The following is a 13391-nucleotide window of genomic DNA, read 5'->3' as shown; positions in this document are numbered from 1 at the left end:
TCGGTTGGGGCGTCTGATGACCGAACGTCCGGGAGCGCAGCGGCATTCCGGGACGCCCGGCCCGGCCGGCCTGTCATGCGTCGGGCCAGGAGGCGGCGCCGCGGCGGCGCTCGCGGGTGGCGCCGTGGAGGGAGACGTAGTCGAAGTGGAAGGGCGGCTGGTGGCGAGGCTTCCGGCCGGGGGACGACCGGGAAGGGCGGCGGTGGGGGCGCCGGGAGAGGTGCAGCGGGCCGATCCTCAGGCTGCCGCCCGCGTCCGGGTCGGGCACGGCCAGGCCCTGGGCGCGCAGTGCCTCCACCAACTCGTGCGCGGGCCAGCCCAACAGGTCGATCCCCCGGTAGCCGACCGGGCAGGCGGGGCGGTCGTCGCTCGGGTTCCGGCCGATCGTGACACCCTGCAGACCGTTGCTGTCGCCGTCGCCGTCGCCGTCGCCGTTGCCGTCGCCGCCGTCCGAAGTCAGCGTCACGGACACCCCGGGCAGTTTGAAGCACAGCGACCAGGGGGAGCCGCAGACGAAGGTCGGGCGCACGCCGCCGGGCAGCAGCGCGTGGTGCGGCTCCAGCAGGTCGCGCACCGCCTCCTGGGTGAGCCCGAAGCACAGCTCGGGGAGCGGCGCGGGCAGGAGGACGCCGTGGCCGGGCAGCAGGTCGATGGTCACCGGAACATGGTCCCTCCTCGGGCGGGTGAGGGGCAGCCGATTGTCGAGGCCGGCCGGACCACGGGGGCCGCCCCCCCGTCGACGGCAAGCGACCGGCCAGGGCACGGGAGACGTGGGTACACCTGCGGGGTTCGGTTTTCCGAACCCCGGATACGGGTGCCAGCACAATCGATCGGCTGGGCGCGGACGCCCAGGATGGGGGGCATGGACGGGATGACGGCAGCCGCGGCCACGGCGGCGCGGGACACGGTGGCGGGGACGGGCACGGGGATGGGCACGGGCGAGGGGGCGGTGCCGGGGGCGGCGCTCACCGGCGAGGGCTTGCACCGCGAGTACGGGCGCGGCGCGGCCGTCGTCCGGGCACTGCGCGGAGTGTCCGTGGCCTTCGCGCCGGGGACGTTCACGGCGGTGATGGGGCCCTCCGGTTCGGGGAAGACCACGCTGCTCCACTGCCTCGCGGGGATGGACCGGCCCACCCGGGGCAGCGTCCGCTGGGGCGAGACGGAGGTGTCCCGGCTGCCCGAGCGGCGGCTGGCCGAGCTGCGGCGCCGGCGGGTGGGGTTCGTCTTCCAGTCCTTCAACCTGATGCCCGCGATGACCGCCGCGCAGAACGTGGCACTGCCCGGCCGACTGGCCGGGTGTCCGCCGGAGCGCGCCAGGATCCAGGAGGCGCTCGCCCGGGTCGGCCTGGCCGGGCGGGAGCGGCACCGGCCCGGTGAGCTGTCGGGCGGACAGCAGCAGCGGGTGGCGATCGCCCGCGCCCTGGTCGCCCGGCCGGAGGTGCTCTTCGCCGACGAGCCCACCGGAGCGCTCGACCGCTCGACCGGACACCACATCCTCGGCCTGCTGCGCGCCGGGGTGGACGAGGACGGCCAGACCTGCGTGATGGTGACGCACGATCCGGTGGCCGCCGGCTACGCGGACCGGGTCCTGCTGCTGGCCGACGGTGTGCTGGTGGACGAACTGGTACGGCCGACGGCCGCGCAGGTCGGCGAACGACTGAGCCGGCTGGGAGGGTGAGGGCGATGAGCGGCTCCGTACCGATGCTGGCGGTCGGTCAGATCCGGCGTCGACCGGCGGCGTTCGCCGGCCTGGCGGCGGCGCTGTTCCTGGCGGTCGCGGCGGTGACGCTGTTCGGCGCGCTGGTCGCCGCGCAGCTCACCGCACCGGCGGCCGTCAGCAGGGCGCCGGTGGCCGGGCCCGGTCTGGTGGTGATAGCCGGGGCGTTCGGCGAGATCGCCGTGCTGGTCGCGCTGTTCGTCGTGGTCAATGCCCTGGGCTTCACCCTCCGCCAGCAGCACCGGGAGCTGGCGCTGCTGCGGACGGTCGCGGCGACGCCCCGGCAGGTCCGGCGGCTGGTGCGGGCCGAGGTCACGGCGACGGTCGTGCTGGCCGCCGTTCCCGGCGCCGCGGTCGGCTCGCTCGGCGCTCGCGCCTTCCTCGCCGCGCTCCAGCGGCGCGGGATGGCGGCGCCGGGCCTGCGGATTCCCGGAACACCGGTGCCGATGCTGATCGCGCTCGCGGTGGCCCTGCTGGTGGGCCTGGCGGCCAGCGCCGTCGCGGCCCGGCGCGTCACCCGTCCCACCCCGGCCGCCGCGCTGACCGACAGCTCGGCCGGACCGGGCCGGACGGGCGTGCTGCGGCTGCTGGCCGGCGCGGCGGTACTGGCGGGCGGTGTCCTGCTGCTGCGGCTCGCAGCGACCCGACCGGCCGGCGAACTGGACAAGGCCGGGCAGGCGGCCCTGCTGAGCTCGCTGGTGCTCCTGATCGCGACCGCCCTGCTGGGGCCGGCGGCGGCCCGGCTGCTGGCCGCGGTGCTCGCAGCCCCCGTCCGGGCGCTGCTGCCGCGGGCGGGCTGGCTCGCGGACGCCAACCTGCGCGGCTACGCCGCCCGGCTGTCCTCGGCGGTGGTTCCGGTCGCGCTGCTGGTCGGGCTCTCCGCGACGATGCTGATCATGACCAGCACCGCCGAACACGCCGCTCGGTCGACCGGTGTCACGACCGGCGTCACCAAGGCCAGCGACGTCTGGTTGCGCCAGGCGGAACTCGGTCTGCTGGTCTGCTTCGCGGCGGTCTCGACGGTCAACACCCTGGTCGCGCTGACCGCCGACCGGCGTCGGGAGTTCGCGCTGCTGCGGCTGGTCGGGGCGACGCGCAGGCAGGTGCTGTGCATGCTCTCCGTGGAGGCGCTCCTGACGACGGCGGTGGGCGTGCTGCTGGGCGGCGCGGTCGCGGGGGCGGCGACGGGCGCGTTCAGCCGGGCGGTCTCGGGGTCGGTGCTCCCGGTCGTGCCGGGCCCGGCCTGTGCCTGGGTGGTGGTGGGCGCGGCGGTGCTCACCGTGCCGGGGATCGTGGGAACGGGCCTGTGGGCGGTCGGCGGGCGTGCGGTGGAGGAGGTGGGCGGGGAACGGGGGTGAGGTGGCCTGGTACGCCGAGGCGTTGACGGCCGGTCGGCCGGTCGGTCGGGGGGCGCTCGAGGACGCGGGGGTGATCGGGCCGGTCGGCGGGGAGGCCCGCGGAGGCGGGGCGCGGTGATTGGTGGGGTCAGAGACGGCTGGGGGATGCTGGGGCCGGTTGACGAGTGAGTGGTGAGGTGCGCGGTGGCCGGGTGGCGGCGGGTTCTGGCGGTGCGGGGCGGCGACGTGGCGTTCGCCGTTCTCGGGCTGCCGCTCGGGGTACTGGGCGGGGTCTACGCCGTGGCCGTCCTCTACGGGGGAGCGCTGCTCTCGCTCACCGTCCTCGGGCTGCCGTTCCTGGTGGCCGCGCTGCTCGGGGCCCGCGGGATCGGCGGGCTGCACCGCCGGCTGGTGGGGCGGCTGTTGGACGAGCCGGTGGCGCCGCCCCCGCCGCGCGACCGGCCCGCCGGGCTGTTCGCCCGGGGCCGGGTGGTGCTGACCGACCCGGTCGCCTGGCGGTCGCTGCTCTACCTCCTCCTCCGGCTCCCGCTGGGCACGCTCGGCTTCCTGGTCGCGGTCGGACTGCCGCTCGCCTGCGGGTGGCTCGCGGGCTTCCCGCTGTGGGTGCGGCTGCTGGAACCCGGGCCGCGGCCGGTGGGCTGGCTGGACGTCCTCGGGCCGCCGGCCGGCCTCGCGGTGCTCGCCGCCGTACCGGTCGCGTTGCGGGGCCTGAGCCGGGCCAACCGCACGCTCGCCCGGGCGCTGCTCGGACCGGTGCGCTCGCAACAGCGCGTCCGCCACCTGGAGAGTGCGCGGGCCACGCTCCTCGCGGAGAACACCGACCGGCTGCGGCAGCTGGAACGCGACCTGCACGACGGCACCCAGGCGCAACTCGTCGCGCTCGCCATCACCCTGTCGCTGGCCGACGACGCCCTCGCCGAACTCACCGAACTCACCGAACGCGCCGAACCCGCCGACGCCGCCGGCCTCGCCCCGGCGGGGTCCGGCCCGGGCGGCGCCCCCGGTGTCGGGCGACTGCGCACGCTGGTCGACCGGGCCCGCCGGCAGACCGACGACACCATCGCCGGGCTGCGCCGCCTCACCCGGGGCATCCACCCGGTGGCACTGGACGCCGGCCTGGCCGAGGCGCTGCCCGCCCTCACCGCCACCTCGCCCGTCCCGGTGGCGGTCCGGCTCGACCTGCGTGAGCGCCCGGAGGAGGTGATCGAACGCGCCGTCTACTTCTGTGCGGCCGAGCTGCTCACCAACGTCGCCAAGCACAGCGGCGCCCGGAGCGTCGAGCTGTCCGCGAGCGCCGGCGACGGCAAGGTGCGGCTGACGGTCCGTGACGACGGCCGTGGCGGCGCCGTGGTCGGCGCGGGCAGCGGGCTCGCGGGCCTGGCCGAACGGCTCGCGGCGGTGGACGGGGTGCTGCGGGTGGAGAGCCCACCCGGCGGACCGACGACCGTCGCGGCGGAGCTGCCGTGCAGGCTGTGACGAAGCTGCTGCCGGGAGCCGGTGAGGGCCGGCGCTCAGCCCGGCGGTGCGGACACGAGCTGGGTCAGGAACCGGTCTCGGCGAGGTAGGCCAGGACTGCCTTGACCCGCCGGTTGTCGGCATCCGTCGCGGGCAGGTCGAACTTGGTGAACACCGCCGCCACGTGTTTCTCCACCGCCCGCTCCGAGACCGTGAGGAGCCCGGCGATCGAGCGGTTGGAACGGCCCTGCGCCATCAGCTCCAGCACCTCCCGTTCACGGGCGGTGAGCGAGTCCACGCGTCCGCGCCGCCCTCCGTGCATCAGCCCGTTGACGATCTCCGGGTCGAGCGCGGTGCCGCCGTCGGCGACGCGGTGCAGGGCGTCGACGAACTCGGCGGTGCGGGCCACCCGTTCCTTGAGCAGATAGCCGATGCCGGCCGCCCCGTCGGCGAGCAGCCGGGCCGCCCAGGCGGTCTCCACGTGCTGCGAGAAGACCAGGATCCCGATCCCCGGTGATGCCGCCCGGATCTCCACCGCTGCCCGGATGCCCTCGTCGGTGTGGGTGGGCGGCATCCGGATGTCCACCACGGCCACGTCGGGCCGGTGCTCCGCCACGGCGGCCACGAGCTCGGGGCCCGTACCGGCGGTGGCGACCACCGTGCAGCCGCGGGCGGTCAGGAGCTCGACCATGCCGTCCCGGAGGATCACCGAATCCTCGGCGAGGACGATGCGGAGCTGCTTGTCGATCATCACGCCATTATCGCCGGGCGCGGGGCAGCTCCTGGCGCGTCGGTGGGGGAACCAGGGCTTCGGCCGGAATGTACAGCAAGACTGGACAGGCTGGCCTGATGAAATTAGCGTGGAACGGTGACCGAGAAGCGAGCCGTTCCACCCGCGCCCGAATCCGCAGCCGACCCGACCGAGTCGGCCTCGGTGGCCGCCCGGGAGCTGCGCGCCGTCTTCAGTCGGCTGCGGCGCACCCTCCTGGAGAAGATCCAGGCCGGCAGTGACCTCACCCCCTCCCAGACCGCCGTGCTCAGCCGACTGATCGGCGAGGGCCCGGCTTCCCCCAGTGCGCTGGCCGCCGCCGAGCGGGTCCGCCCGCAGTCGATGGCCGCCACCCTGGCGGCGTTGGAGGAGCACGGCCTGGTCGGGCGCCGGCCCGACCCCGACGACGGCCGCCGGCAACTGGTCAGCCTGACCGAGGCGGGGCTCGGGTGGATCGCGGACAGCCGCCGGGCGCGCGAGGAGTGGTTGGCCCGGGCCCTGCGGGAGGAGTTCTCCGAGGACGAGCGCGCCACCATGCTGGCGGCGCTGCCGCTGATCGATCGGCTGAACCGGCGATGAGCGGCCCCGCGATGAGCGGCTCCGCGACGTTACTGGCCCGGCTCCGCGCCCGCCGCCGGCCGCCGGGCGGCCAGCGGTTCGGGCGCCGCCCCGAACGACCCGCGCCGGCCGGGGAGTTCAACCGCCGGCTGCTCGCCCCGATGGTGCTCGGTTCGGTGCTCAACCCGATCAACTCCTCGATGATCGCGGTCGCCCTCGTCCCCGTCGGCATCGCCTTCGGCGCGCCGCCCGCCGAGACCGCCTGGCTGGTCACCGCGCTCTACCTCGCGACCGCCGTTGGCCAACCGGTACTCGGCCGGCTGGTGGACGACTACGGGCCGCGCCGGCTCTACCTGGCCGGAACGGCCCTGGTCGGCCTGGCCGGACTGCTCGGCGCGCTGGCGCCCTCGCTCGGGCTGCTGGTCGCCGCCCGGGTGCTGCTCGGCCTCGGCACCTCGGCCGCCTACCCGGCCGCGATGCACCTGACCCGCAGCGAAGCCGAACGGACCGGCCGGAGCAGCCCCACCGGCGTCCTCACCGCGCTCGCCGTCGCCGGCCAGACCGTCGCCGTGATCGGGCCGACCTTCGGCGGGCTGCTGATCGGTCTCGGCGGCTGGCGGACGGTCTTCGCCGTCAACGTCCCGCTGTCGCTGACGTGCCTGGCCCTCGGGCTCTCCCGGCTGCCCGCCGCCGCGCCGCGCCGCAACCGCGGGGACCGGCTCGACCACACCGGCATCGCCCTGTTCGCGGCCCTCCTGCTGACGCTGATGCTCTTCGTGATGAAGCCCGGCACCGCGCGCTGGTACCTGCCGGTGCTCACCGTGCTGGCCGCGGCCGGCTTCGCCGTCCGTGAGACGCGGACCCGCACCCCCTTCATCGACCTGCGGGCGCTCGCCCGCAACCGTCCGCTGGTCGCGACGTACCTGCGCCAAGTCCTGGGCAACACCGGCACCTACGCCTTCCTGTACGGCTACACCCAGTGGCTGGAGGAGGGACGCGGCCTGGGTGCGGCCACCGCCGGACTGGTCCTGCTGCCGCTCTCGCTCACCGGCCTCGCGGTCTCCGCCGTCACCGGCCGCAGCCCGGCGGTGCGCGGCAAGCTGGTGGCCGGATCGGTCTTCCAGATGGCGGCCGCCGCCGCCCTGTTGCTGCTGGACCCGGCGAGCCCGGTGGTGCTGCTGGTGGCCGTCGGCCTGCTGGCCGGGGTCCCCCAGGGGCTGACCGGGCTCGGCAACCAGGCCGCGCTGTACCACCAGGCCGATCCCGCGGCCATCGCCTCCGCCGCCGGGCTGCTGCGCACCTTCATGTACCTCGGCGCGATGGCGGCCTCGGCGGCGAACGCGGCGTACTTCCCGCACGGCGCCACCACGGGCGGTCTGCACCACCTCGCGCTGTTCATGCTCGGCGGCGCCGGCCTGCTCTTCCTCGTCGTCCTCCCCGACCGCTCCCTCGGCCGGGTGGGAGCGGCCGCCAGGCGGAGGAATTGACTCGACAACGGATCCCGGGCTCGGGACAGGGGCCGGGGCCGCGTACGGGTGCCGTGGTCCGCGCTGCCGCTCCGCCGACCGCAGGACCGGCGCGCGGTGTACGGATCTCAGTCCTCCGCGCCGCCGCCCTCGGTGCGCGGGCCGGCGCCCGGGCCGGCGCCCTGGTCCGGGTCCAGGTCCGGGTCCAGGTCCGGGTCCAGGTCGACGCCGAGGTCGGCGCGCATGACGCCGCGCATCTCCTCCCACCGCTCCCAGAGCCACGTGAGGTACTCGCGGATCTCGTCGAACGAACCGTCCGGCACGGGGTTGCCCTCGTGGAGGCACATCGTCCTGTGGTACGCCTCGGACAACGCCTGGGTGACGGCGTCCAGTTGCGCCAGGACCGGCCGCGTGGCGATCATCTGCGCCTCCGCGAAGGCCGCGTGGTGTGCGTGGCGGGCCTGTTCGAGCGCCTCCCGCTCCTGGTCGGTCACGGCGCCCTGGTGCGAGTACCAGAGGAAGTTCATGATCGCGACCCGGTAGCGGCGGTAGGCCGCGTTGGTGGCCATGTAGCACGCGCGCCGTTGGGCCGGATCCTCCTTCCGCAGCTCGCGATCCCACTGCGCCTGAGCCGCCGCCTGCTGGCGTTCGAAGTCGTGCTGCGCCGCCCCGGCCTGAGCCCGTTGGGCCAGTCACGGTGCCAACAGGGTGCCCGCGACGCCGAAGACCGCCACCAGCAGTGTGACCACCGCGCTCGTCATTCCCCGCCCCTCCCCGTGATGTCCCCGAGGAACTGTTGCATCCCCCGGGGAGCTGGGGAACACCGGCGACGGGCCCGGGGCGGGGAGGAGGCGGGGGCAGGGACCGCCCTGCCGCTCGCCCCTCGAGCGGCAGGACAGGAGGCCCGGCGCGCGAGCCAGGGAGGGTCCGGCGGTCGGCCTCCCTTGACACCATGATTGTTAGCGTTAACCATTGTTGTGAGCGCTCACATTGACGCTTCCGCACTCCGCCGGCTGGGCCCCTGCATCCCGCTTCCGCATGCCCGGCCGACGGCTGACCGTTCCGTCCTCCAGAGGGAGACGCGGCGGAACGACGCCTGTCGCCGGTGCTCTCCACCCCTGCCCCGGTCGAGGACCGCATCGGCGGCAGGCGGCAACCCGCGCCTGCCGTACGGCGGGTGAGGACCGGCCCCCTGCCGCTGCGGAACTGCGCCGGAACCAGGACGAGCGCTACCTCGCGGACAGGTAGGCGTCGAGTCGTGCCGCCGCCGTCAGCATCGCCCGGGCGCGGGCCGTCAGCCGGTCCTGCCAGCCTTCGAGGGCCTCGGCCAGGCCGTCCGTGCCGCCCGCCGTGCGGACCTGGCGGATGACGGTGGCGATGTGGGCCAGGGGATAGCCGCCGCGGCGCAGCAGGTGGGTCAGTTCGGCGTCGCGGAGGTCCTCGGGGCGGTAGGTCCGGTGCCCGCCCGGGCGGTCACGGGTGGGGGTGAGGATGCCGGCCGCCTCCCAGGTGCGCAGGGTGGCGGGGGTGAGGCCGAGCCGGTGGGCGAGTTCGCCGATGCGTGAGCGGGCCGGGGACGGCCGGACGGTCCTCGGGGGCCGGCTGGGCCGTCAGGTGGTCGACGGCCCGGCGGACGGTGGCCAGGGTCTCCCGGTCGCGCAGCAGTTGGGCGTGGCCGCGATCGACGGCGGTCAGCGCCCCGTCCAGCCAGTCGGCGTTCACCGAGGCCATGATCACGCCGCCGGTCGCGTGCCCGTACGCGGCCACCAGGGCGAGGTAGGCGCGCAGGGCGGCGGCGTGCCGCTCGGTGTAGATCCGGTAGCCGCCGGCGGTGCGCTCGGCGGGCGGCAGGAAACCGTCCCGCTCGTAGTTGCGGACGGCCTGGGTCGACAGGCCGTGCTCGCGCGCGAGGTCGGCGGGCCGCATGACGTTGACCTCCGTTTGAGGCTTTCCCCGGTGGTTGAGCGAGAACAGCAGGAAAAGTCTCAACCGATCCTTCAAGGATACGCTTGAGGTTCATGAGTCAGGACATCCGAGACTTCCTCACCCCCTCCTGCGAACTGCTCGCGCTCGGCGAGCCGACCCACCAGGAACCGGCCTTCGGGCTGGTCCGCAACCAGCTCTTCGCCCAACTGGTCGAGCGGGGCTACCGCTCGATCGCCCTGGAGACCGACCGGGTGGCGGCGCTCCTCGTGGACGACTACGTCCAGGGCGGCGCGGGCACCCTCGACGAGGTGCTGGCCGACGGCTTCAGCCACGGCTTCGGCGGCCAGGCCGGCAACCGCCGACTCGTCGCCTGGATGCGCGAGTTCAACCGCGACCGGGCGCCGGGGGAGCGGCTGGCCTTCCACGGCTTCGACGCCCCGACCGAGAACACCATGGCCCCCAGCCCGCGCCGCTACCTCGAACACGCCCGCGACTACCTCGGGCTCGACCTCGACATCGCCGCACTGGCGGGCGAGGACGAACGCTGGAGCAGCGAGCAGGCGGTGCTGGACGCGGCGAGCTCACCCGGAGCCACGCCCGAGGCCGCACAGCTGCGCCGCGTCGCCGACGACCTGCTGGTCCAGCTGTACGTACGGGCACCGGAGTTGATCGAAGCAGGCTCCCGAGCCGCGTGGCTCCGGGCCGGAACGCACCTGCGGGCCGGGCTCGGGCTGCTGCGGTACCACGCGCAGGCGGCGATCCAGGGGCTCGGGCTGGACGAGCGGGTTTCCGGCCTGCTCGGGCTGCGGGACGCTCTGATGGCCGAGAACCTGCTCGACATCCGCACCGCCGAGGCCGAGCGCGGACCCACGCTGGTGTTCGCCCACAACACGCACCTCCAGCAGGCCGTGAGCGCCTGGTCGGGAGAGCTGCACTGCCGCTGGAACGGCGCGGGCCGCATCCTCCGCCCGCTGCTGGGCGGGCGGTACCTGTTCGTGGCCGGCAGCCTCGGGCGCAGCGGTGCGCTGGGACTCGCCGAGCCGGCCCCGGGGACGTACGAGGCCATGCTGCAACGGCCCGGCACCGCATGGGAGTTGGTGGGAGCGCCGGAACTCGGGGACGCCCGCCCCCGCACGGACACGGCGCCGCAGCAGGGCTACTCCTTCGACCGGTCGAGCTTCGAGGGGGCGGCCGCGGTGCTCCACATCGGCGACGGTGCGGCGGTGACCGGGTAGCCGGTCGGCCGGCAGGGCCCCCGCCGCTCCTCCGGGCTGCGGTCGGCCGGTCGTCAGGCGCGGGACACGCGGTCGTCGGGCCCCGGGTAGGCGGCCCGCAGATGGTCCAGCAGGGCGGCGGTCGGCGCCGGCGGCCGCCGCCCCGCCGGCCAGGCCAGGGCGATCCGTACGCGCGGCACGGGATCGCTCAGCTGCCGGACCCGCAACCCGGCGACGGGCCCCGGGTCCGGCAGCAGTGCGACGCCCAGCCCGTGGGCGACGAGTTCGGCCAACTGGGGTGGGGCGGCCGCCTCGACGGCCACCATCGGGGTCGTGCCCGCCTTGGCGAGGGCGACCTCCAGGGCGGTGCGCAGGCCGGTGCCGCGCGGGGTGCCCACCAGGGCGTGCCCGGCGAGCGCGGCGACGGGCAGCGGGCCGTCGGGCGCGGTGGACAGCGGGTGGTCCTCGGCGCAGACCGCGACCAGCGGGACGTCCAGCACGGTGTGCAGAGCGAGACCGGTCAGTGCCGTCCAGCCGTCGTCGCCCTCGCGGCCGCTCGCGGTGGTGGGCAGGCCGATCACGGCGAGGTCCAGCTGTCCCTCGCGCAGCGCGGCCAGCATCCGCCCGGTGGTGTCCTCGGCGAGCGAGAAGTCGATGCCGGGGTGCTCCTGGCGGAAGGCGGCGAGGGTGGTGGCGAGCCCGGGGAAGGAGCCCAGGGCGGACGGCGGGGTGAGCGCCGCCCCGGCGACCATGCCCAGCCGGACGTGCCCGCGCCGCAGCCCGCCGAACTCCCGCGCCGTCTGCCGGGCCGCCGACGCGGCGGCGAGCGCGGCCTGCGCGTGCGGCAGTACCGCCTCGCCGACCCGGGTCAGCCGGACGGCCCGCCCTGAGCGGTCCAGCAGCGGATGGCCCAGTTCCCGCTCCAGCCGGCGGATCTGGGCGCTCACGCCGGGCTGGCTCAGGTGCAGCAGCTCGGCCGCCCGGGTGAAGCTGCCGTGCTGGGCGACGGTGACGAAGTACTGGAGCTGCCGGAGTTCCATAACCGCTGATCATAGGTGGCAGAACCAGCCGGTCTTGGACGGGCGGGCGGCCCCGGCCGCAGGCTGGAGCCATGGAGAACGCGCAGCTTGAACAGGGTGTGGAGTGGGTCCGCGAGCAGATCGCGGCAGAACGCCGGGAACTCGCCGCGCTGTTCGGCGGGTTCACCGCCGAGCAGTGGAACGCCCCGTCGCTGTGCGGGGGTTGGCGGGTGCGCGAGGTGGCGGCCCACCTGAGCACCGGGTTCCGGTACTCGACGGCGCGGACGGCCTGGGAGCTGGCCCGCTCCGGAGGCAACCTGCACCGGATGGCGGACCGGGTCGCCCGCCGCGACGCCGCCGCGCTGGGGGACCGGGAACTCGCGGCGGCGATGGCCGACCACGCCGACCATCCCTGGCGGCCCCCGGTCGGCGGCCGGATCGCGGCCCTCGCCCACGATGCCGTCCACGGCCTCGACATCACGGTGGCCCTCCGGCTGCCCTCCCGGCTGCCGACGGCCCGCGCGGCCGCCCTGCTGGGCACGGTCTCGGCGCGCAGCGTCCGCTTCTTCGGCGCCCGGCTGGACGGCGTGCGGCTGCGGGCGACGGACGCGGAGTGGTCGTACGGGCAGGGAGGCCTGCTGGTGGAGGGCCGGGCCGAGCACCTGCTGCTGGTCGCGTACGGCCGGCGGCTGCCGCCCGGGCTGCTGGCGGGGGACGGGGCGGAGCGGTTCGTACGGGCCGGGTGAGGCGCCCGGCGGGGCGGCCCGGCGGCCGTCGCCCCGGCCCGCCCGGTGCTGCCGCCCCTTGCGCCGCCGGACCGGACCCTCGCCGCCGCCGGACCGCACCCTCGCCGCCGGCGGACCTGCGCCGCCGGCACCGCCGTGCCTACGATCGGAAAGGAATCCCATCCGGGTGCGTGGCGAGACGGAAGCCAGGTCGCCGATGGCCCCGAGGTCCGTGCAGTGGCCGCTGTACGTGCGGGTCGCGCCGTGGTTGGTGGTCGCCGGCGGGCTGTTGTGGAACTCGCTGGACACGGCCGACTACTGGGGCGATCCGCTGCTGGCGGCTGCCGCCGTGCTCGCCGGCGCGCTGCTGACGCTGCGGGACACGGTGGCGGTCGGGGTCGCGAACGTGGTGGGCATCATCGTGCTGTCCTCGCAGGACGGGACGATCGGGACCACGGCCGGCTACCTGGAGCTGGGCAACACGGTGTTCACGGCGCTCCTCGGCGTCGGGGTGAACCGGGTGCTGGCGCGGCACGGGCGGCGGCTGGCGCGGGTGCGGTCGGTGGCGGAGGCGGCGCAGCGGGCGGTGCTGCCGGAGCCGCCGGGGCGGGTGGGGGAGCTGGAGGTCGCGGCCTGCTACCGGGCCGCCCAGGACGAGGCGCTGATCGGCGGGGACGCGTACGCGCTGCAGACGACTCCGTTCGGGGTGCGGGTGCTGATCGCCGATGTGCGGGGCAAGGGGCTGCACGCGGTGGGAGCGGTGTCGGTGCTGCTGGGGGCGTTCCGGGAGGAGTCGCACCGCGCTCCGGACCTCGGCGAGCTCGCGGACGCGCTGGAGCGCTCGCTGACCAGGGAGAGCGCCCAGCTGAGCGAGGAACTGCAACTGGAGGGCTTCATCACGGCGCTGCTGGTCGAGTTCCCGCCGGGGGAGGCGGCGGCGCGCACCCTGGACTGCGGCCACCCCGGGCCGTACCTGCTGGACGGGGAGCAGCCGGTGCGCCGGTGGGACGCGGCCGACCCGGGGCTGCCGCTCGGGATGGGCGTGCTGGGTGTGGCGCGGCCGCGGCCGCAGACCCGGGCCTTCCCGCCCGACTGCACGCTGCTGCTGGTGACGGACGGGGTGACCGAGGCGCGGAACGCGGCCGGGGAGTTCTACGACCCGGTGCCGGGGCTGACGCCGCTCG

14 protein-coding genes are annotated in these 13391 nt (G+C 75.7%); 8 read left to right on the top strand and 6 right to left on the bottom strand.

Annotation, left to right across the window (positions count from 1 at the left end):
* Positions 1 to 73: 73 nt before the first annotated feature.
* The gene (locus ABT247_RS10905; protein ID WP_350741152.1) at positions 74 to 658 is read right to left on the bottom strand and encodes a hypothetical protein; all 585 of its coding nucleotides are present in this window, start codon (positions 656 to 658) and stop codon (positions 74 to 76) included.
* Positions 659 to 907: 249 nt separating this feature from the next.
* Between ABT247_RS10905 and ABT247_RS10900 the strand changes: the two genes are divergently transcribed.
* The 3 genes from ABT247_RS10900 (at position 908) to ABT247_RS10890 (ending at position 4551) form a co-directional block, all read left to right on the top strand.
* Positions 908 to 1678 (top strand): ABC transporter ATP-binding protein, encoded by a 771-nt coding sequence (locus ABT247_RS10900; protein ID WP_502892430.1) that lies wholly within the window; start codon positions 908 to 910, stop codon positions 1676 to 1678.
* A gap of 5 nt (positions 1679 to 1683) precedes the next feature.
* On the top strand, positions 1684 to 3075 hold the full coding sequence (locus tag ABT247_RS10895; protein WP_350741150.1) for an FtsX-like permease family protein: 1392 nt from the start codon (positions 1684 to 1686) through the stop codon (positions 3073 to 3075).
* Positions 3076 to 3258: 183 nt separating this feature from the next.
* Positions 3259 to 4551, top strand: a complete 1293-nt coding sequence (locus tag ABT247_RS10890; protein WP_502892427.1) for a sensor histidine kinase — start codon at positions 3259 to 3261, stop codon at positions 4549 to 4551.
* 64 nt (positions 4552 to 4615) lie between these two features.
* Here ABT247_RS10890 and ABT247_RS10885 read toward each other — a convergent pair whose 3' ends face one another.
* Positions 4616 to 5281 (bottom strand): response regulator, encoded by a 666-nt coding sequence (locus tag ABT247_RS10885; protein WP_350741146.1) that lies wholly within the window; start codon positions 5279 to 5281, stop codon positions 4616 to 4618.
* A gap of 117 nt (positions 5282 to 5398) precedes the next feature.
* Here ABT247_RS10885 and ABT247_RS10880 point away from each other — a divergent pair, with 117 nt between their 5' ends.
* Together ABT247_RS10880 and ABT247_RS10875 are read left to right on the top strand one after the other, a co-directional pair.
* Entirely contained in the window at positions 5399 to 5878 is a 480-nt protein-coding gene (locus ABT247_RS10880) for a MarR family winged helix-turn-helix transcriptional regulator (RefSeq protein ID WP_350741144.1), read from the top strand.
* Between the two features lie 11 nt (positions 5879 to 5889).
* Positions 5890 to 7344, top strand: coding sequence for an MFS transporter (locus tag ABT247_RS10875; protein WP_350741142.1), 1455 nt, complete (start codon positions 5890 to 5892; stop codon positions 7342 to 7344).
* Positions 7345 to 7451: 107 nt separating this feature from the next.
* On the opposite strand, the gene ABT247_RS10870 is transcribed toward ABT247_RS10875, so the two are convergent.
* The 3 genes from ABT247_RS10870 to ABT247_RS10860 all read right to left on the bottom strand — a co-directional run bounded on the left by ABT247_RS10870 (position 7452) and on the right by ABT247_RS10860 (position 9312).
* On the bottom strand, positions 7452 to 7892 hold the full coding sequence (locus ABT247_RS10870) for a hypothetical protein (RefSeq protein WP_350741140.1): 441 nt from the start codon (positions 7890 to 7892) through the stop codon (positions 7452 to 7454).
* 660 nt (positions 7893 to 8552) lie between these two features.
* A complete protein-coding gene (locus tag ABT247_RS10865; RefSeq protein ID WP_350741188.1) occupies positions 8553 to 8840 on the bottom strand; it encodes a MerR family transcriptional regulator in 288 nt (95 codons plus the stop codon).
* Entirely contained in the window at positions 8797 to 9312 is a 516-nt protein-coding gene (locus tag ABT247_RS10860; RefSeq protein WP_350741138.1) for a MerR family DNA-binding transcriptional regulator, read from the bottom strand. The genes ABT247_RS10865 and ABT247_RS10860 overlap by 44 nt, the downstream gene beginning before the upstream one ends.
* Positions 9313 to 9341: 29 nt before the next feature.
* Here ABT247_RS10860 and ABT247_RS10855 point away from each other — a divergent pair, with 29 nt between their 5' ends.
* Positions 9342 to 10484 carry an erythromycin esterase family protein gene (locus ABT247_RS10855; protein ID WP_350741136.1) on the top strand — a complete coding sequence of 381 codons (1143 nt, stop codon included), beginning with the start codon at positions 9342 to 9344 and terminating at the stop codon, positions 10482 to 10484.
* 53 nt (positions 10485 to 10537) lie between these two features.
* On the opposite strand, the gene ABT247_RS10850 is transcribed toward ABT247_RS10855, so the two are convergent.
* Positions 10538 to 11503: a LysR family transcriptional regulator gene (locus tag ABT247_RS10850; RefSeq protein WP_350741134.1), complete on the bottom strand. Its 966-nt coding sequence runs from the start codon at positions 11501 to 11503 to the stop codon at positions 10538 to 10540.
* Between the two features lie 71 nt (positions 11504 to 11574).
* Here ABT247_RS10850 and ABT247_RS10845 point away from each other — a divergent pair, with 71 nt between their 5' ends.
* Positions 11575 to 12228, top strand: coding sequence for a maleylpyruvate isomerase family mycothiol-dependent enzyme (locus ABT247_RS10845; RefSeq protein ID WP_350741132.1), 654 nt, complete (start codon positions 11575 to 11577; stop codon positions 12226 to 12228).
* Between the two features lie 196 nt (positions 12229 to 12424).
* Positions 12425 to 13391: PP2C family protein-serine/threonine phosphatase (locus ABT247_RS10840; protein WP_350741130.1), on the top strand; the 967-nt coding region annotated here is incomplete at its 3' end.

Origin of the sequence: Kitasatospora sp. NPDC001539 (assembly GCF_040298565.1) — a bacterium.
In the GTDB taxonomy this organism is placed as follows: domain Bacteria; phylum Actinomycetota; class Actinomycetes; order Streptomycetales; family Streptomycetaceae; genus Kitasatospora.
The sequence above is the reverse complement of the archived record's forward strand: the minus strand, read 5'-3'. Positions and strand labels throughout refer to the sequence as shown.

Excerpts from the sequence above, each read along its gene's own strand:
- ABT247_RS10855 (WP_350741136.1), top strand. The coding sequence starts at position 9,342 with ATGAGTCAGGACATCCGAGACTTCCTCACCCCCTCCTGCGAACTGCTC.
- ABT247_RS10870 (WP_350741140.1), bottom strand. The coding sequence starts at position 7,892 with ATGGCCACCAACGCGGCCTACCGCCGCTACCGGGTCGCGATCATGAAC.
- ABT247_RS10885 (WP_350741146.1), bottom strand. The coding sequence starts at position 5,281 with ATGATCGACAAGCAGCTCCGCATCGTCCTCGCCGAGGATTCGGTGATC.
- ABT247_RS10845 (WP_350741132.1), top strand. The coding sequence starts at position 11,575 with ATGGAGAACGCGCAGCTTGAACAGGGTGTGGAGTGGGTCCGCGAGCAG.
- ABT247_RS10895 (WP_350741150.1), top strand. The coding sequence starts at position 1,684 with ATGAGCGGCTCCGTACCGATGCTGGCGGTCGGTCAGATCCGGCGTCGA.
- ABT247_RS10850 (WP_350741134.1), bottom strand. The coding sequence starts at position 11,503 with ATGGAACTCCGGCAGCTCCAGTACTTCGTCACCGTCGCCCAGCACGGC.
- ABT247_RS10875 (WP_350741142.1), top strand. The coding sequence starts at position 5,890 with ATGAGCGGCTCCGCGACGTTACTGGCCCGGCTCCGCGCCCGCCGCCGG.